Source organism: Oryzisolibacter propanilivorax (genome assembly GCF_900103645.1).
In the GTDB taxonomy this organism is placed as follows: Bacteria; Pseudomonadota; Gammaproteobacteria; order Burkholderiales; family Burkholderiaceae_C; genus Melaminivora; species Melaminivora propanilivorax.
Window position 1 is genome coordinate 114,956 of sequence record NZ_FNHP01000010.1, and the last position, 17,411, is coordinate 132,366.

At 69.4% G+C, this 17,411-nt stretch carries 14 protein-coding genes, 1 tRNA gene and 2 pseudogenes; 8 read left to right on the forward strand and 9 right to left on the reverse strand.

Annotation, left to right across the window (positions count from 1 at the left end; translation table 11 throughout):
- Positions 1-8: 8 nt before the first annotated feature.
- The 5 genes from BLQ61_RS14920 to BLQ61_RS14940 form a co-directional block, all read right to left on the reverse strand.
- On the reverse strand, positions 9-1,868 hold the full coding sequence (locus BLQ61_RS14920) for a sensor domain-containing phosphodiesterase (RefSeq protein ID WP_175488312.1): 1,860 nt from the start codon (positions 1,866-1,868) through the stop codon (positions 9-11).
- Between the two features lie 88 nt (positions 1,869-1,956).
- Positions 1,957-3,555, reverse strand: a complete 1,599-nt coding sequence (gene purH, locus BLQ61_RS14925; protein WP_091572041.1) for a bifunctional phosphoribosylaminoimidazolecarboxamide formyltransferase/IMP cyclohydrolase — start codon at positions 3,553-3,555, stop codon at positions 1,957-1,959.
- Between the two features lie 99 nt (positions 3,556-3,654).
- Complete coding sequence (locus BLQ61_RS14930) at positions 3,655-3,939, reverse strand: Fis family transcriptional regulator (protein ID WP_091572044.1); 285 nt, start codon at positions 3,937-3,939, stop codon at positions 3,655-3,657.
- On the reverse strand, positions 3,936-4,973 hold the full coding sequence (gene dusB / locus BLQ61_RS14935; protein WP_091572046.1) for a tRNA dihydrouridine synthase DusB: 1,038 nt from the start codon (positions 4,971-4,973) through the stop codon (positions 3,936-3,938). Before dusB ends, BLQ61_RS14930 begins: the two co-directional genes overlap by 4 nt.
- Positions 4,974-5,282: 309 nt before the next feature.
- Complete coding sequence (locus BLQ61_RS14940) at positions 5,283-6,059, reverse strand: M15 family metallopeptidase (RefSeq protein ID WP_245704087.1); 777 nt, start codon at positions 6,057-6,059, stop codon at positions 5,283-5,285.
- A 119-nt stretch (positions 6,060-6,178) separates the two neighbouring features.
- Between BLQ61_RS14940 and BLQ61_RS14945 the strand changes: the two genes are divergently transcribed.
- A complete protein-coding gene (locus BLQ61_RS14945) occupies positions 6,179-6,709 on the forward strand; it encodes a YqaA family protein (protein WP_091572099.1) in 531 nt (176 codons plus the stop codon).
- A gap of 52 nt (positions 6,710-6,761) precedes the next feature.
- Here BLQ61_RS14945 and rarD read toward each other — a convergent pair.
- Positions 6,762-7,466, reverse strand: a pseudogene (rarD, locus tag BLQ61_RS14950) (EamA family transporter RarD); the annotation flags it as partial.
- Between the two features lie 261 nt (positions 7,467-7,727).
- Between rarD and BLQ61_RS14955 the strand changes: the two are divergent.
- On the forward strand, positions 7,728-8,525 hold the full coding sequence (locus tag BLQ61_RS14955; RefSeq protein WP_091572051.1) for an EAL domain-containing protein: 798 nt from the start codon (positions 7,728-7,730) through the stop codon (positions 8,523-8,525).
- 177 nt (positions 8,526-8,702) lie between these two features.
- The gene (locus tag BLQ61_RS14960) at positions 8,703-9,683 is read left to right on the forward strand and encodes a Bug family tripartite tricarboxylate transporter substrate binding protein (protein ID WP_091572054.1); all 981 of its coding nucleotides are present in this window, start codon (positions 8,703-8,705) and stop codon (positions 9,681-9,683) included.
- A 75-nt stretch (positions 9,684-9,758) separates the two neighbouring features.
- Here the strand turns inward: BLQ61_RS14960 and BLQ61_RS14965 are convergent, their stop codons facing one another.
- Together BLQ61_RS14965 and ychF are read right to left on the reverse strand one after the other, a co-directional pair.
- Positions 9,759-10,919 carry an isochorismate synthase gene (locus BLQ61_RS14965; RefSeq protein WP_245704089.1) on the reverse strand — a complete coding sequence of 387 codons (1,161 nt, stop codon included), beginning with the start codon at positions 10,917-10,919 and terminating at the stop codon, positions 9,759-9,761.
- Between the two features lie 17 nt (positions 10,920-10,936).
- A complete protein-coding gene (ychF, locus tag BLQ61_RS14970; protein WP_091572059.1) occupies positions 10,937-12,031 on the reverse strand; it encodes a redox-regulated ATPase YchF in 1,095 nt (364 codons plus the stop codon).
- A gap of 93 nt (positions 12,032-12,124) precedes the next feature.
- Here ychF and BLQ61_RS14975 point away from each other — a divergent pair, with 93 nt between their 5' ends.
- The 5 genes from BLQ61_RS14975 (at position 12,125) to BLQ61_RS14995 (ending at position 16,911) form a co-directional block, all read left to right on the forward strand.
- Positions 12,125-13,264, forward strand: a complete 1,140-nt coding sequence (locus BLQ61_RS14975; protein ID WP_091572101.1) for an FAD-dependent monooxygenase — start codon at positions 12,125-12,127, stop codon at positions 13,262-13,264.
- A gap of 67 nt (positions 13,265-13,331) precedes the next feature.
- Positions 13,332-14,054: a DsbC family protein gene (locus BLQ61_RS14980; protein WP_091572061.1), complete on the forward strand. Its 723-nt coding sequence runs from the start codon at positions 13,332-13,334 to the stop codon at positions 14,052-14,054.
- 118 nt (positions 14,055-14,172) lie between these two features.
- A complete protein-coding gene (locus tag BLQ61_RS14985) occupies positions 14,173-15,945 on the forward strand; it encodes a M61 family metallopeptidase (protein ID WP_175488313.1) in 1,773 nt (590 codons plus the stop codon).
- Between the two features lie 69 nt (positions 15,946-16,014).
- Positions 16,015-16,794, forward strand: a complete 780-nt coding sequence (locus BLQ61_RS14990) for an enoyl-CoA hydratase (RefSeq protein ID WP_091572064.1) — start codon at positions 16,015-16,017, stop codon at positions 16,792-16,794.
- Positions 16,795-16,834: 40 nt separating this feature from the next.
- A tRNA-Met gene (locus BLQ61_RS14995) sits at positions 16,835-16,911 on the forward strand.
- Between the two features lie 137 nt (positions 16,912-17,048).
- Here BLQ61_RS14995 and BLQ61_RS15000 read toward each other — a convergent pair.
- Positions 17,049-17,411 (reverse strand): annotated as a pseudogene (locus BLQ61_RS15000) (methyl-accepting chemotaxis protein); the annotation flags it as partial.

Here is a 17,411-nt window from a genome sequence, read left to right on the forward strand (position 1 = left end):
CGCCGCGTTCAGCTGGCGGACACCGGTGCGGCCAGGGCTGCCACCGCGGGCGCGGCGCGCAGGAAGTCCGCCGCCGCCGACGCCTCCAGCGGCCGCGACAGGTGGTAGCCCTGCGCCGCGTCGCAGCCCTCGCGCGCCAGGATGTCCAGCACCTCGGCGCTTTCCACGCCCTCGGCCAGCAGACGGTAGCCCAGGCTGTGGCCCATTAGGATCAGCGAGCGCACCAGCGCCAGGGCGCGCACGTCGGCGGCAATGGGTTTGATGAGCGACTGGTCGAGTTTGAGCAGTTGCACCGGCAGCGAATGCAGGCAGGCCAGGTTGCTGTAGCCGACGCCAAAGTCGTCCAGCGAGATGCTCACCCCCAGGGCCAGCACCTCCTGCAGCACGCGCGCCGTGCGGGTGCCGGCGATGACCGCGTTCTCGGTGCATTCCAGGTGCAGCGCCGGCGCCGGCACGTCGTGCAACGCGCAGGCGTTGCGCAGCATGCGCAGAAAGTGCGGGTGCTCCAGGTTGCGCGCCGACACGTTCACGGCCATGGTCAGCTCCAGCCCTTGAGCGCGCCATGCCGCCAGCTGCGCCAGCGCCTGGTGCAGCACCCATTCGGTGAACTCGTGGATCAGCGCGGTGCTCTCGATCAGCGCCACGAACTCTGCGGGCGAGACGTCCCCGTGCTGCGCGCTGCGCCAGCGCGCCAGCGCCTCCACGCCGCTGAAGCGGCCGCTGCGCAGGTTCAGCTTGGGCTGATAGACCAGGCGGAACTCCCCCGCGGCCAGCGCCGCCGGGATGCTGTGCAGCAGCGCGTAGGCGCGCTGGTGCGGCGCGTCGTCCGCGGGCTGGTGCCAGGCCAGGCGCTGCTGCGCGGCCCGCGCCCCATGCAGCGCGGTCGAGGCGCGGCGCAGCGCGTCTTCCGCCTCCCCGGGCAGCAGGCGAAAGCGCGCCAGTCCGGCATCGACATGCAGCTGCACCGACAGGCCGTTGAGCCATAGCGGCTGGTCGAAACGCGCCAGCAACCCGGACGCGAAGTCGTCCTGCGGCGCGTGCGCGCCGGCATGCACGAGCAGCACCGCTAGGCGGCTTTCGCTGACGTGGTAGAGGGCCGCACCGGCCGGCAGCCAGCCCAGCAGCTGGCTGGCGACGCTGCGCAGCGCGCTCTCCAGCCGCGCGATGCCAATGGCGCGCACGGCCGAATGCAGCTGGTCGTTGCCCATCAGGTCCAGCAGCATCAGCGTGCACTGCCCGCCGGCGCGCGCGTCGCGGCAGGCGGCGCGCAGGTCGTCGGCCAGCTGCGCGCGGTTGGGCAGCCGCGTCACCTCGTGCACCCGCCCGGCCAACTGGTGCAGGTCGATCTGGCTCATGACCAGCGCCGCCAGGTCCTGCAGCAGCTGCAGCTGGGCGGCGCTGAACGCGCGTGGGCGGGTGTCGATGATGCACAGGCTGCCCAGCACGTGGCCCGTCGGCAGGACGAGTGGCGCGCCGGCGTAGAAGCGGATGCCGGGCGCACCGGTGACCAGCAGGTTGCCGGCAAAGCGTGCGTCCTGGCGCGCATCGGGCACCACCAGCGGTGCGCGGTCGCTCACGCAGTATGCGCAGAAGGACACCTCGCGCGGCGTTTCGTCCACGTCCAGCCCGACGCGCGACTTGAACCACTGGCGCTGCTCGTCCACCAGCGAGATCAGGCTGATCGGCACCTCGAAGATCTGGCTGGCCAGCCGCGTGATGCGGTCGAAGGCGGCGCTGGCGGTGGTGTCCAGCAGACCGGTCGAGCGCAGGAAGAACAGGCGCTGGCCTTCGTCGTCCGGCGGCGGCGCGCCGCACCAGACGGCAGGCGCCGCCCCACCTGGGCGGCTGAAGGTCGGTGGCAGGTCCATGGGCAGGTTCTCTTCAGGCTGGCTGCAATCGGCGCGGGCGGTCAGCGCCCCACTATGCCCCATCGGCCGCGGCAGCGGCCGGCGCGGGTCAATGCCGGAAGTGCCGCACGCCCGTGAACACCATGGCCACGCCGCGCTCGTTGGCGGCGTCGATCACCTCCTGGTCGCGCATCGAGCCGCCGGGCTGCGCCACGCAGGTCGCGCCGGCGTCCACCACCACGTCCAGGCCGTCGCGGAACGGGAAGAAGGCATCGCTGGCCACCGCCGTGCCGGCCAGGCTCAGGCCGGCGGCCTGGGCCTTGATGCTGGCGATGCGCGCCGAATCCAGCCGGCTCATCTGCCCGGCGCCTACGCCCATGGTCATGCCGCCCTTGCAGAAGACGATGGCGTTGCTCTTCACGTACTTGGCCACCTTCCAGGCGAACATCAGGTCCTGCATCTCTTCCTGCGTCGGCTGGCGCGTGGTGACCACGCGCACGTCGGGCAGCTGCAGCTCGTGGTTGTCGGCGGTCTGCAGCAGCAGGCCCGAGCCGACGCGCTTGGCGTCCATGGCGTTGCGGCCCTGCTGCCAGGCGCTGTCGCCACCGGGCGGCAAGGCGATCTTCACCAGGCGCACGTTGGCCTTGGCCTTGAAGATCTCCAGCGCCTCGGGCGTGAAGTCGGGCGCCATCAGCACCTCGACGAATTGCTTGGCGATGGCTTGCGCCGCCGCGCCGTCCACCGGGCGGTTGAAGGCGATGATGCCGCCGAAGGCGCTGGTCGGGTCGGTCTGGAAGGCTTTGGAATAGGCCTCCAGCGCACTGGTGCCCACGGCCACGCCGCAGGGGTTGGCGTGCTTGACGATGACGCAGGCCGGCAGCTTGAAGCTTTTCACGCACTCCCAGGCGGCGTCGGCGTCGGCGATGTTGTTGTACGACAGCTCCTTGCCCTGCAACTGCTCGCCGGTGACGATGGAGCCGGGCGCGGGGTGCAGGTCGCGGTACAGCGCGGCGCTCTGGTGGCTGTTCTCGCCGTAGCGCAGGTCCTGCACCTTGGTGAAGATGCCGTTGCTCTGGCCGGGGAAGGGGTTGCGCGCGGGCACGTAGCCTTCGCCCAGCTTCTCCGCCTCGAAGGTGACGGAGGACAGGTAGTCGCTGATCGCGCCGTCGTACTGCGCGATGCGGTTGAACGCCGCCACCGACAGGGCGAAGCGCAGCGCATCCGACAGCTTGCCCTGAGCCTGCAACTCGGCCAGCACCGGCGGGTACTGCGCTGCATCGGTCACCACGCCCACGTCCTGCCAGTTCTTGGCGGCACTGCGCACCATGGCCGGGCCGCCGATGTCGATGTTCTCGATGGCATCCGCCAGCGTGCAGCCGGGCTTCGCCACGGTGGCCTCGAACGGGTACAGGTTGACCACCAGCAGGTCGATCGTGTCGATGCCGTGCTCCTGCAGCGCCGCCATGTGCGCCGGCAGGTCGCGCCGCGCCAGCAGGCCGCCGTGCACCTTGGGATGCAGCGTCTTGACGCGGCCGTCCAGCATCTCGGGGAACTGCGTGACCTCGGCCACCTCGGTGACCGGCAGGCCTTCGCGCGCCAGCAGCTGCGCCGTGCCGCCGGTGGACAGCAGGCGCACGCCCAGGGCGTGCAGTGCGCGCGCGAACTCGACCACGCCGGTCTTGTCGGAGACGGAAATCAGTGCGTTCATGGGGCCTCTCGGTAATGAAATATGGATGAAAACCGGCTGCAGTCCTCTATTTACACAGGCCTCCAGCTATGTTTAACGTAGCAAAAACGCCGCGCGGCCTTACAGGAGGTTGTGCTCCAGCAGCTTCTTGCGCAGCGTGTTGCGGTTCAGGCCCAGCCACTGCGCGGCGCGCGACTGGTTCTGCTGCGCCTGGTCCATCACCACCTCCAGCAGCGGGCGCTCTACCAAGCGCACCACCATGTCATACACGCCGTTGGGCGTCTCGCCCCCGAGGTCCTGGAAGTAGCCGTGCAGGCTGTCGCGCACGCACTGCTCCAGGCTGGCGTTGCCGCTGTCGCCCTGGGGGCCGGTGCCCTCGAGCGGGCGGATGCTGTCGATGGTCATGCAGGCAGATGGTGTTCTTCAGGGGCCGCGGCGGGCAGCCGGTCCATGCGTTGGCCCAGGTCGTCGAAATAGCGCGCCACGGCCTGCCACTGGGCATCGCAGTCGTGCAGGGTGTTGATGTGCGGGCGCAGCGCCTCGCCGCCGGGCAGCTGGCGCACGTACCAGCCGATGTGCTTGCGCGCGCTGCGCACGCCGGTGCCTTCGCCGTACAGCCGGTAGTGGTCCTGCAGGTGCGCAAGCAGCAGGCGGCGCACCTCGGCCACCAGGGGCGGCGCCAGGTGCTCGCCGGTGGCCAGGAAGTGGCCGATCTCGCGAAAGATCCACGGCCGGCCCTGCGCAGCGCGGCCGACCATCAGCGCGTCGGCGCCGGTGGCAGCCAGCACGGCGCGGGCCTTTTGCGGGCTGTCGATGTCGCCGTTAGCCACCACCGGCACGGCCACCGCGGCCTTGACGGCGGCGACCGTGTCGTACTCGGCCTGGCCGCGGTAACCCTGCTCGCGCGTGCGCCCGTGCACGGTGAGCAGCTGGATGCCCGCGTCCTCGAACTGGCGCGCCAGCCGCACGGCATTTTTCTGCGCGTCGCACCAGCCGGTGCGCATCTTCAGCGTCACCGGCACGCCGCGCGGCGCGCAGGCGGCGACCACGGCGGCGGCGATCTCCAGCGCCAGCGGCTCGTTCTGCATCAGCGCCGAGCCGGCCCACTTGTTGCAGACCTTCTTGGCCGGGCAGCCCATGTTGATGTCGATGATCTGCGCGCCGCGGTCGATGTTGTAGAGCGCCGCCTCGGCCATCATGGGCGCGTCGGTGCCGGCGATCTGCACGGCGATCGGGCCGCTCTCGCCATCATGGTTGGCGCGGCGGCTGGTCTTGAGGCTGTCCCACAGGTCGCGCCGCGAGGTGACCATCTCGCTGACCGCGTAGCCCGCGCCCAGCTGCTTGCACAGCTGGCGGAACGGCCGGTCCGTCACGCCCGCCATGGGGGCGACGAACAGGCGGTTGGGCAGGGCATGCGAGCCGATGCGCAGGGCGGACATGGACGGGCGGGCTGGGAAAAAGGCGTCAGGGCGGCTGGCCGGGACCGGGCGAGCGCGGGGGACGCGGATTGTACTGCCCAATTTTTCAGCACCCGGCCGGCGCGTCTGCCTGCGCTGGTGGTGCCAGCACCGTGCCGGGCTCAGCGCTGCGTGGCGGCCGCGCCGCTGCCAGCCTCGGGTCGGGTGGCACCGCCTGCCCCGGCGGCAGCGGGCCCGGCACCCTGCCCGGCCAGGTGCTCGAGGCAGGCCAGCAGATCGTCGCGCTGCGTCTCGCTCAGCTGCTGCGCGGCTGGCGTGGCGCAGCCCGCGTCAGCGCAGCGGCACGTCGAAATACTGCTGCGGATAGGGCTCTTGCTCCAGCGTGTAGTGCCACCACTCCTCGGGCAGGTTGCGCCAGCCGTGGCGCTGCATCAGCGCGCGCAGCCAGCGGCGGTTGGCCTGCACGTCCGGCGGCAGCTCGGCGTTGTCGGTGTGCGAGCGCGCATCGAACAGGTCGAACGGCGTGCCCATGTCGGCCTCTTCGCCATCGGCCAGCGGCCCGGCCAGCACCTGGCGCGCGCGCATGCCATCCTCCACCACCAGCGTCAGGTCCACCGTGCTGGCGCGGCTGTGGCCCGAGCGCTCGGCGATGTAGCCGCGCTGGAACAGCTCGGCCTTGGGCACGCGCGGGTAGTACGCGGCGCGCGTCGCCTGGTCTTTCAGGTCGCGTCCCCAGCGCACGAAATCGTCCACGGCGCGCTGCGGCCGGTAGCAGTCGAAGACCTTGACGCGCAGGCCCAGCGGCGCCACTTCGCGCTGCACCGCCGCCAGCGCCTGCGCCGCCGGGCGACTGAGCCAGCACTGCGCGTGCTCGTACCCGGCCACCGGGCGGCCGAGAAAGTTGCGGCTGCCGGCATAGCGCAGGTCCTGCGCGATGTCCGGCGCGACGCTGGCCAGCGGCACCAGGTCGGGCGCGCCCGCGCCCTGCGGGGCCGTGCCCGCCAGGCCGGCGCAGCCGCCTAGCGCCAGCGCCAGCAGCGCCGCGGCGCCCGCCGCCAGCGCCTTGCTGCGCCCATCCATGACCATTGCACGCTGCCTGCCTGTCATCGTCGCTCCCTCCTACGCCTGTATTGAGAGCGGCGACGATACAAGAGGCAGCGCGCCACGCACAGGAATGTTCCGGCGCGCGCGCCCTCTTCCTACACTGCCCGCCCATGCCCGACTGGATGCACCTGCTGCTCGACACCCTGGCCCTGCCGCAATTCGGCCTGAGCACGGTCTTTCTGGTGGCCTTCGTTTCCGCAACGCTGTTGCCGCTGGGTTCCGAGCCGGCGGTGTTCGGCCTGATCAAGCTGAACCCGGAGCTGTTCTGGCCGGCCGTGCTGATGGCCAGCGCCGGCAATACCCTGGGCGGCGCCGTCAGCTGGTGGATGGGCCTGGGGGCGCACAAGGCCTGGCAGGCCGCGCGCCAACTGGCCGCGGCCGATGCGCCGCCGCCCGCGCGCCGCCCGCGCCGGCTGTCGCGCCACGAGCGGGTGGTGCGCGTGTGGCTGCGCCGCCACGGCGCGCGCGCCTGCCTGCTGAGTTGGCTGCCGGTGGTGGGCGACCCGCTGTGCGCCGTCGCCGGCTGGCTGCGCCTGCCGTTCTGGCCCTGCGTGGCCTACATGGCGGTGGGCAAGTTCCTGCGCTACCTGGTCATGACCACGCTGCTGCTGCACACCGTGCCCGATGGCTGGCTGTCCTGGCTGCACGGATAACGACTGTTTTGATAGCTGCCAGCCGTTGATCCATATGGGCTCAAAGCAGATTTCATACTGAATCCAGCATCGCGAGCGTGCGGCGCCGCTGCCAGGCTCCCTCCAGCGCGAACAGCGCCAGCGCACCCCAGATCAGCGCGAAGCCCACCAGCCGCGCCGGCTGCACCGCCTCGCCCAGCAGTCCCACACCCAGCAGGAACTGCAGGCTGGGGGCGATGTACTGCAGCAGCCCCAGCGTGGCCAACGGCACGCGCCGCGCGCCGGCGGCGAACAGCAGCAGCGGCACGGCGGTGATCGGCCCGGCCGCCAGCAGCCAAGCCCAGTCGGCGGCACTGGCGTGCGCCCACGCCGCCGTGCCCTGCCAGCCCCACCAGGCCAGCAGCGCGGCGGCCAGCGGGGCCAGCAGCGCGGTTTCCAGGGCCAAGCCCTCCAGCGCGCCCAGCGGCGCCGTCTTGCGCAGCAGGCCGTAGCCGCCAAAAGTCAGCGCGATCGCCAGCCCGGTCCAGGGCAGGCGGCCTGCCTGCAGCGCCAGCCACAGCACCCCCAGCGCGGCGATGGCCACCGCTGCCCACTGGCCGCGCCGCGGGCGCTCGCCCAGCACCACGTAGCCCAGCGCCACGTTGATCAGCGGCAGGATGAAGTAGCCCAGGCTGGCGTCCAGCACATGGCCGCTGTTCACCGCCCACACATAGATCAGCCAGTTGGCTGACAGTAGCAGCGCCGACAGGCCCGAGACCGCCACCAGGCGCGGCTGGCGCAGCGCCGGGACTCGGCGGCTCTACGGGCCGGCACTGGGCTGGGCGTCTGGGTGCCGCGGATTGTGCGCTTGCCCGCCCCGGCCCGGCTGACGCGCAGCGGACAGCACGCACGGCGCTCCAATCCGCCACGGCGCCGCCTCCAAGCCCGACAGCCGACCCGGGCCAATGTCGGGCCGGGTGCTGCCGGGCAGCCGCCTGTGCGACGATGCGTCCGACTGTCACCAATGGTGTCCCCGCCCCAGCTCTTGCGGACCCTGCCCATGCACCCTCTTCCATCCGACAACGCCCCCCGTGCCACGCGCGGCTGCGCCGGCTGCATCAACGCGGCGCCGCTGGGCTTCGACTTCGACTTCGCCTACCAGCCCATCGTCGATCTGGCCGCGCACCAGGTCTGGGCGCACGAGGCGCTGGTGCGCGGCCCCGAAGGCCAGGGCGCCGGCTGGGTGCTGGGCCAGGTGACCGAAGACAACCGCTACCGTTTCGACCAGGCCTGCCGCGTCAAGGCCATCGGCACCGCGGCGGCGCTGGGCATGGGCACGCGCCTGTCCATCAACTTCCTGCCCAACGCCGTGTACCGGCCCGAGCTGTGCATCCGCACCACGCTGGACGCCGCGCGCGAGCACGCCTTTCCGCTGGAACGCATCATCTTCGAGGTCACCGAGGGCGAGCGGGTCGAGGACGGGCCGTGGCTGGCCGAGATCCTGCGCGAGTACCAGCGCTTCGGCTTTCTCACCGCCATCGACGACTTCGGCGCCGGCTATGCCGGCCTGACGCTGCTGGCGGACTTCCAGCCCGACATCGTCAAGCTGGACATGGCGCTGGTGCGCGGCGTGGACACCAGCCGCTCGCGCCAGGCCATCACGCGCGGGCTGCTGCGCATCTGCCAGGAGCTGGACATCAGCATCGTCGCCGAGGGCATCGAGACCGAGGGCGAGCGTGATTTTTTCTGCAGCGAGGGTGTGAGCCTGATGCAGGGCTACCTTTTCGCGCGCCCCGGCTTTCGAGCGCTGACCGGCGACCGCGGCGTGGGCTGGCCGGCGGCGCTGTGCAGCAGTTGAACCGGTCCGTTCGCGGTCTGGATTCGCCTGCCACGCCCGCCAGGGTGGCGTTAGCATTTGCAGGCTGCGGAGAAGGCGTTTGCCTGGCTCTGCGCCCCTTCCGCCATTCCTGATGGCTGCTCAGGCAGTTATCTTGCCGGAAGCATTTGTTCCTGAACCTTAGAAAGATCCTCGGAGATGAAATCACTTGGTTTGCGCAGCTTGGCTGCTCTTTTGTCCGTAGGACTGATCGCAACGGCAAGCGCTCAACCTGCGGCGTGGCCTGTCAGGCAGCCCTTGACCCTGATTGTCCCGTTCGGGCCCGGCTCCAGCCCGGACACCATGGCCCGTGCGGTGGCCGAGGAAGCGGGAAAGACGCTTCAGCAAAGCATCGTGATTCAAAATAAGCCAGGCGCCAGTGGCAACTTGGGCACCGATGCGATTGCCAAGGCCAATCCCGATGGATACACGTTCGGCGTTTCGATCACGGGTCCGCTGGTCAACAACACGGTCATCTATAAGCATCTGCCGTACCGGCCCGCCACCGATCTGACCCCACTGACGCTGGGCGTGCACCAGTACAACGTCTTGGTGGTCCCCTCCGCATCGCCGGTCAAAACACTCCCTGAACTGGTTGCCGCCATGAAAAAGCCGGGCGCCCAGTTGAACTTCCCAAGTACAGGGGCAGGCACGGTCTCGCATCTGGCGGTCGAGCTCTTGCTGGACCGTGTGGGCGGCAAAGCCTTGCATGTTCCCTACAAATCCTCTCCAGACGCGGTCACCTCGCTGTTGAGCGGCGACACCCAGTTTGCCGCGCTGCCCCCCGTAGCGGTGATGCCCATGGTGAAAGACGGCCGCTTGCGCGCCATCGCCGCAGTGGCGGCCAAACGCCTGTCTTTCTTGCCCGACACGCCGACAGTCTCAGAACTGGGCTACCCCGGCGTGGAAGGCTCAGGCTGGATCGGTTTCGTGGCGCCTGCCGGCATTCCAGCGGACATCAAGACACGCCTGAATGCGGCCCTGACCCAGGCCCTGTCCTCCCCCTCGGTGACGCAGCGCCTGAAAACCATGTACATGGAAGCGGCCCCATCTACGCCCGAGGCGTTCGGGCAATATATGGCGGACGAACTGCAGCGGTGGTCCCCCGTGATCCAACGCCTGAATCTTGCCGAGAACTGACTTTTTTCGGTGAATGCAAAAGACCTGCTGACACGTCGCGTCGGCAGGTCTTTTTTTGCCTAAGCCGCGCGGCGGTCATGCGATGGCGCGCATGAAGGTTTCCATCTTCATCGCTGTTTCGCGGATCTCGCTCTCCGGATCCGACCCGGCGACCGTGCCCGCGCCTGCATACAGACGCAAGCGGCGGTCTCCGTCATACCGGGCGCAGCGCAGCGTCAAGGCCCATTCGCCGTCCCCATCTTCGCGCTGCCAGCCGACCAAACCCGCGAAGTATTCGCGGTCGAACGGCTCCAAGTCCTGGATATGCGCGAACGCCTGCGCGGTGGGAAAACCGCAGATGGCTGGCGTGGGGTGCAAAGCGCAAGCCAACCCCAGCGCGGACAAGTCAGGACTCTTCAATCGGCCGGCAATGAAAGTGGACAGGTGCCATAGCGCATCGGTGCCGATCACCGAGGGACCTTGCGGCACGTCAAGTTCCTCGCAGTGCTCGCGCAAGATGCGCACGATGTCGCTGACCACATAGCCATGCTCGCGCAGGTCTTTCTCAGACACCGCCAGGCCCTCGCGGCGCGCCTGGTCCTCTTCCGGATCGGCCACACGGGGGATCGAGCCGGCCAGCGGATTGATGAACACCCTGTCGCCTTCGCGGCGCACCAGCAACTCTGGGCTGGCCCCCACCATGCTCGCGGCCGGCTGGGCCCCGGCCACACCATCGGACCAAGCGGGCACGGCAAAGGTATATCCCTGCGCGTTGCGGCGTAACAGGTCACGCAGCACATCGGCGTATGCAATAGGCGCATCCAGCTCCACGTCCATGGCCCGTGAGAGGACGATCTTGCGCACGTCGCCCTCTTCATAAAGATCCAGCGCCTTGCGCACCATATCGCCATAGATTTCAGGCGCAGGGACAGGCTGGCGCGCCACCACCGCAGGCCTGCGCCCCGCCGGCGCGACGACGGCGCCGCCGCGCTGCGGTACGGGTGCCAACTGCAGCTGCACTGGGATCGTGAAGCTGGCATGGCGTGTGGTGTCAAACGGCACCAAGCCAAACAGCACAGGGCGAGCTATGCCCGCTGCTCGCGCGCGATCAAACAGCCGGCGGACGCCGTCGGCGCTCACTGGCTCGTAGGCGCACACGGCACCTTTCGTCCCATGCGAGCGTTGCTGCAGCGTGGGCGAGGCGAAGAAAATCTCGCCATGGGACAGGCTCTCGACCATCCAGCCGTCGGCGGACATCTCTCGTGTCGGCGCTGTCATACATTGAACAGGAAATTCATCACATCGCCATCCTTGACGACGTAGTCCTTGCCCTCGGCGCGCATCTTGCCCGCGTCCTTGGCGCCCTGCTCGCCCTTGAACTGCAAAAAGTCGTCGAAGGCGATGGTCTGCGCGCGGATGAAGCCGCGCTCGAAGTCGCCGTGGATCACGCCGGCGGCCTGGGGCGCGGTGTCGCCCTTCTTGATGGTCCACGCGCGCACTTCCTTCACGCCGGCGGTGAAATAGGTCTGCAGGCCCAGCAGGTCGTAGCCAGCGCGGATCAGGCGGTTCAGACCGGGCTCGTCCAGGCCCATCTCTTGCAGGAACATGGCCCGGTCGTCGTCGTCCATCTCGGCCATTTCCGCCTCGATCTTGGCGCAGATGGCGACCACCGGCGCGCCCTGGGCGGCGGCGTATTCCTTCAGCTTGTCCAGCAGCGGATTGTTCTCGAAGCCGTCCTCGGCCACGTTGCCGACGAACATCGCCGGCTTGGCGGTGATCAGACAGAACTGCTTGAGCAGCGGCGCGTCCTCCTTGGACACCTCCACCGTGCGCGCGGGCTGGCCCGCGTTCAGCGCCGCCTGGATCGGCGTCAGCAATGCAACCAGCTTTGCCGCTTCCTTGTCGTTGCCGCTCTTGGCGGCCTTGGAATAGCGGTTCAGGGCCTTTTCCACCGTGGCCAGGTCGGCCAGGCACAGCTCGGTCAGGATGACCTCGATGTCGGCGATCGGGTCGATCCTGTTGGCCACGTGGATCACGTTCTCGTCCTCGAAGCAACGCACCACGTTGACGATGGCGTCGGTCTCGCGGATGTGCGCCAGGAACTGGTTGCCCAAGCCCTCGCCCTGGCTGGCACCGGCCACCAGACCGGCGATGTCCACGAACTCGACGATGGCCGGCACGGTGCGCTCAGGGCTGACGATGGCGGCCAGCTGGTCCAGGCGCGGGTCGGGCACCTCGACCACGCCGGTGTTGGGCTCGATGGTGCAAAACGGATAGTTCTCGGCGGCGATGCCCGCTTTGGTCAGGGCGTTGAACAGGGTGGACTTGCCGACGTTGGGCAGGCCGACGATGCCGCATTTCAGGCTCATGGCGCTTCAGGCTTTCTGGGTGTCTGGGGAAACCCGCGATTCTAGGCCGGGGGCCTGCAAGGCCCTGCGCGGGGCGCTCCTACAATGCCGCGCATGGCGCAGACATTCGACATTTGCATCCGGGGCGCGGGCATCGTCGGCCGTACCCTGGCCCTTCTCCTGGCGCGGGAGCGGCTGCGCGTGGCGCTGGTGGCCCCGCCGGCCGCGCCCGATGCACCCGAGACCGCCGACGTGCGCGCCTATGCGCTGAATGCCGCCTCGCACGCGCTGCTGCAGTCGCTGCGCGCCTGGCCGGACGAACAGCACGCCACGCCGGTGCTGCACATGCAGGTGGCGGCCGACCAGGACGGCGCCGTGCACTTCGATGCCGGCGCGGAGGGCGACGCGGCGCTGGCCTGGATCGTCGACGTGCCGGCGCTGCACGCGCGGCTGCAGGACGCGGTGCGCTTCCAGCCGCAGGTCGAGCTGGTGCCCGCGCCGGTGCCGGCGCCGCTCACGGTGATCTGCGAAGGCCGCGCCAGCAGCACCCGCGCCGAGCTGGGCGTGGAGTTCGACGTCACGCCCTACGGCCAGACGGCGATCGCCACGCGCCTGGCGTGCGAGCTGCCGCACGAGCAGGTGGCGCGCCAGTGGTTCGCGCCGGACGGCTCGATCCTGGCCTTTTTGCCGCTGGACGGACCACAGGGGAACTCGGTGGCCGTGGTCTGGTCTGTCCCCCATGACCAAGCGGCGCAATGGCTCCAGGCCGACGACGAATCCTTCACCCGGCAGCTGGCGCAGGCCAGCCGCGGGGCACTGGGCGGGCTGCGCGTGAACGGGCCGCGCGCCGCCTGGGCGCTGCAGCAAGCGCGCGCGCGCCACTGGTGCGGGCGCATGCCCGGCGACAGCCGCGGCGCCTGGGTGCTGGCCGGCGACGCGGCGCACACCGTGCACCCGCTGGCCGGCCAGGGCCTGAACCTGGGCCTGGCCGACGCCGAGCTGCTGGCGCAGGTGCTGCGCCAGCGCGAGGGCTGGCGCCCGCTGTCCGACCTGCGCCTGCTGCGCCGCTACGAGCGTGCCGCCAAGGCGGCGCTGCTGCCGGCCGGGCTGGTCATGGATGGGCTGCAGCAGCTGTTTGCCCGGCGCGAGTCGGCGCTGGCGGCGCTGCGCAACTGGGGCATGAACGGCTTCGAGCGCAGCGGCCCGCTGAAGCACTGGGTGGCGCAGCGCGCCATGGGCGGCAGCGCGCCCTGACACCTTCCCCGCCGTGCGGCGGCCCTGGCGGCCGTACTCTCGCAACCTGATTCCTTCTCCCCCGTCCATGAAACAAGCCCGTACCCTGCTCGCCACCGCAGCCCTCTTGCTGGCCGGCGGCCACGCCCTGGCGCAGGACGCCGTGATCCGCAAGGCGCTGGCCGAGCGCATTCCGCAGCTGTCGCAGATCGACGAGGTGCGCCAGACCCCGATGAAGGGCCTGTACGAGGTGCGCGTCGGCACCGACCTGTTCTACACGGACGCCGGGGGCAACTACCTGATCCAGGGCGAGCTGATCGACACCCGCGCGCGCCGCAACCTGACCGAGGACCGCATCACCAAGCTGACCGCGGTGGACTTCAAGGCGCTGCCGCTGCAGGACGCGGTAACCATCGTGCGCGGCAAGGGCGAGCGTAAGGTGGCGGTGTTCGAGGACCCCAACTGCGGCTACTGCAAGCGCTTCGAAAAGGACCTGCAGAACGTCGACAACGTCACGGTCTACCTGTTTTTGTATCCGATCCTGAGCCCGGATTCGGCCGAGAAGTCGCGCAACATCTGGTGCGCCAAGGACGCCGCCGGCAGCTGGCACGACTGGATGCTGCGCGACAAGATGCCGGCCTCCGCCAGCTGCGACACTGCCGCGCTGCAGCGCAACCTGGCCTTCGGGCGCAAGCACAAGATCACCGGCACGCCCACGCTGCTGTTCGCCGACGGCACGCGCATCCCCGGCGCCATCGGCGCGCAGGACGTGGAAAAGCGCCTGGCCGAAGCGGCTGCCGCCGCCAAGTGAGGTTCGGGCGGCCGCCATCGGTGGCGCGCCTTTTTTCCATGAAATACGGCTCCAGCCCTTTATTTACTTGGGCCTGCATCTCTGTTTTTGATAGCACCGGTTTGCCCGGCGCCTGCCGATGACCACCCTGCGCCCTACTTCGGCCGCGGTGCACTACCGCGTCGACCTCTCAGCCCGCCACGAACATCTGTACCGCATCGAATTGACGGTGCACGCACCCGCCGCGCAGCAGGAGCTGTCGCTGCCGGTGTGGATCCCGGGCAGCTACCTGGTGCGCGAGTTCTCCAAGAACCTGCAGATGCGCGGCGCGCGCCAGGGCGGCCAGCCTGTCGCCCTGCACCAGCTGGACAAGTGCCGCTGGCGCGCCGACTGCGCAGCCGGCCAGCCGCTGACCGTGCACTACGAAGTCGCCGCCTACGACACCTCGGTGCGCACCGCCTGGCTGGATGCCTGCCGGGGCTTCTTCAATGGCACCAGCCTGTGTCTGCGCGTGCACGGCCAGGAAGCGCTGGCGCACGACTTGGAGATCGAGCGCCCACAGCAGCTGGCCGGCTGGTCGCTGGCCACCGGCCTGGCGCCGCTGCGCGTGGCGCGCTCGGGCTTTGGCAGCTACCGTGCGCGTGACTACGACGAGCTGGTGGATTGCCCGGTGGAGCTGGGCCCGTTCTGGAGCATTCGCTTCACTGCCTGCAACGTGCCGCACCGGCTGGTGGTGGCCGGCGCCGCGCCCAGCTTCGACGGGCACCGGCTGGTGCGCGACGTGCGCCGCATCTGCGAGGAAGTCATTGAGTTTTGGCACGGCGATGCGCGCCCGCCGTTCGACAGCTATGTGTTCTTGCTGAACGTGGTCGGCGACGGCTATGGCGGGCTGGAGCACCGCAACTCCACCGCGCTGATCTGCGCCCGGCGTGACCTGCCGCGCCTGGGCCAGGAGCGCGCCAGCGAGGGCTACCAGACGCTGCTGGGCCTGATCAGCCACGAGTACTTCCATACCTGGAACGTCAAGCGCCTGCGCCCGGCGGACTTCACGCGCTACGACTACGCGCAGGAGAACTACACCCGGCTGCTGTGGTTCTTCGAGGGCTTCACCAGCTACTACGACGACCTGCTGCTGCGCCGCGCCGGGCTGATCGACCACGCCAGCTACCTGCGCCTGCTCACCAAGACCATCAACCAGGTGCTGCAGACGCCCGGGCGCCACCTGCAGAGCGTGGCGCAGGCCAGCTTCGACGCCTGGGTCAAGTACTACCGCCAGGACGAGAACACGCCCAACGCCACCGTCAGCTACTACACCAAGGGCGCCCTCGTCGGCCTGTGCCTGGACCTGGCGCTGCGCCGCGAGGGCCGCGTGACGCTGGACGACGTGATGCGCGCGCTGTGGCGGCGCACGGAGGGCGGCGGTCCGATGGGCGAGGACGACCTGCTGGCCGTGCTGCAGGAGCTCACCGGGCGCGACTGGGCCGGCGAGATCGACGCCTGGGTGCACGGCACCGGCGAGCTGCCGCTGGCCGAGCTGCTGGCCGCGCACGGCATCACCCTGAAGCTCCAGGACGCATCGCTGGCACAGCGCCTGGGCCTGCGCGTGTCCGAGGGCAATGGTGGCGTACAGGTCAAGACCGTGCTGCGCGGCGGCGCGGCCGAGGCGGCGGGCCTCATGGCCGGCGACGAGTGGCTGGCCGTCGAGACACCGGACGAGGGCTGGCGCCTGCAGCAGCTGGACGACCTGCCGCTGTACGTGCCCCCCGGCGCGGACTGCACCGCGCTGGTGTCGCGCGACCGGCGGCTGCTGCGCCTGCCGCTGCGGCTGCCGGCCGAAGGCCCGGGCGGCGACACGGTGTACCTGGACGTGGCCGACGCCGCCCGCGCGCAGCGCTGGCTGGGCACGGCCTGACGCCCGCGTGCTGGCTATAGTTGCCCGGTTCCCTTCCCTGTCATTCCATCCCCTACCGGAGATCACACCGTGGCCTATGCATGCATCGAAGTCCGCACCGAGGCGGACCAGGTCGGCGTCATCACGCTTGCCCGCCCCAAGCAGCTCAACGCGCTGAACGACCAGCTGATGAACGAGCTGGGCGAGGCCCTCAAGGCGTTCGACGCCGATGAGAAGATCGGCTGCATCATCCTGACGGGCAGCGAAAAGGCCTTCGCCGCCGGCGCCGACATCGGCGCCATGGCGAAATACAGCTTCGCCGACGCCTACAAGGGCGACTACATCACGCGCAACTGGGAGCAGATCCGCGCCATCAGGAAGCCGGTGATCGCCGCCGTGAGCGGCTACGCGCTGGGCGGCGGCTGCGAGCTGGCAATGATGTGCGACTTCATCATCGCCGCCGAGAACGCCAAGTTCGGCCAGCCCGAGATCAAGCTGGGCGTGATTCCCGGCGCCGGCGGCACGCAGCGACTGCCGCGCGCCGTCGGCAAGTCCAAGGCCATGGACATGGCACTCACCGCCCGCATGATGGACGCCGCGGAAGCCGAGCGCGCCGGCCTGGTCAGCCGCGTGGTGCCGACCGACAAGTTGATGGAAGAAGCCCTGGCGGCCGCGATCGTCATCTGCGGCTTCTCGCAGATCGCCGTCATGGCCGCCAAGGAGACCGTCAACCGCGCCTTTGAGGGCACGCTCTCGGACGGCCTGATGTACGAGCGCCGGCTGTTCCACGCGCTGTTCGCCACCCAGGACCAGAAGGAAGGCATGGACGCCTTCGTGAACAAGCGCCAGGCACAATTCACGCACCAGTAAGTCACGGACGCGGAATTCTTGTTCTATAATTTGCGGCTTCGGTGGTATAGCTCAGTTGGTTAGAGCGCAGCATTCATAATGCTGATGTCCCAGGTTCAAGTCCCGGTACCACCACCAGAATGTTGAAAAGACCCGGATGCGCATGCATCCGGGTCTTTTTTCTTGTCCCCGTCGATTTTGAATGAAAACAGGCTGCAGCCCTTGTATATCAAGGGCATGCAGCTATCAAAATCGCAGCAAAACTGACCTTGCCATCAGAAGGATTCCCAGTCGTCCGAGGTCGTCAGCGCCGGCTGCGGGGCCGCGGCGACAGGCTTGCGGGACGCAGCGGGCACCGGCGCGGCCATCGGCTGGCGGACGGCGGCTGGCGCAGGCACGGCCGCCGCCACAGGTGCGAGCGCCTGCTGCTGCTGCCCCAGCTGGAACACGCTCACCGCCTGCACCAGTTCGTGCGCCTGGCTGTTCAGGCTGGCCGCAGCCGCCGCCATCTCCTCGACCAGCGCGGCGTTTTGCTGCGTGGCTTGGTCCATCTGCGTCACCGCCTCGCCCACCTGCGCCACGCCGGCGCTTTGCTCGCGGCTGGCGGCGCTGATCTCGCCGACGATGTCGCTCACGCG

Coding starts and splice junctions, on each gene's coding strand:
- BLQ61_RS14920 (WP_175488312.1), bottom strand. CDS start 1,868: ATGGACCTGCCACCGACCTTCAGCCGCCCAGGTGGGGCGGCGCCTGCC.
- dusB (WP_091572046.1), bottom strand. CDS start 4,973: ATGTCCGCCCTGCGCATCGGCTCGCATGCCCTGCCCAACCGCCTGTTC.
- BLQ61_RS14940 (WP_245704087.1), bottom strand. CDS start 6,059: ATGACAGGCAGGCAGCGTGCAATGGTCATGGATGGGCGCAGCAAGGCG.
- BLQ61_RS14960 (WP_091572054.1), top strand. CDS start 8,703: ATGAAATCACTTGGTTTGCGCAGCTTGGCTGCTCTTTTGTCCGTAGGA.
- BLQ61_RS14965 (WP_245704089.1), bottom strand. CDS start 10,919: ATGTCCGCCGACGGCTGGATGGTCGAGAGCCTGTCCCATGGCGAGATT.
- BLQ61_RS14930 (WP_091572044.1), bottom strand. CDS start 3,939: ATGACCATCGACAGCATCCGCCCGCTCGAGGGCACCGGCCCCCAGGGC.
- ychF (WP_091572059.1), bottom strand. CDS start 12,031: ATGAGCCTGAAATGCGGCATCGTCGGCCTGCCCAACGTCGGCAAGTCC.
- BLQ61_RS14955 (WP_091572051.1), top strand. CDS start 7,728: ATGCACCCTCTTCCATCCGACAACGCCCCCCGTGCCACGCGCGGCTGC.
- BLQ61_RS14945 (WP_091572099.1), top strand. CDS start 6,179: ATGCACCTGCTGCTCGACACCCTGGCCCTGCCGCAATTCGGCCTGAGC.
- purH (WP_091572041.1), bottom strand. CDS start 3,555: ATGAACGCACTGATTTCCGTCTCCGACAAGACCGGCGTGGTCGAGTTC.
- BLQ61_RS14985 (WP_175488313.1), top strand. CDS start 14,173: ATGACCACCCTGCGCCCTACTTCGGCCGCGGTGCACTACCGCGTCGAC.
- BLQ61_RS14975 (WP_091572101.1), top strand. CDS start 12,125: ATGGCGCAGACATTCGACATTTGCATCCGGGGCGCGGGCATCGTCGGC.
- BLQ61_RS14980 (WP_091572061.1), top strand. CDS start 13,332: ATGAAACAAGCCCGTACCCTGCTCGCCACCGCAGCCCTCTTGCTGGCC.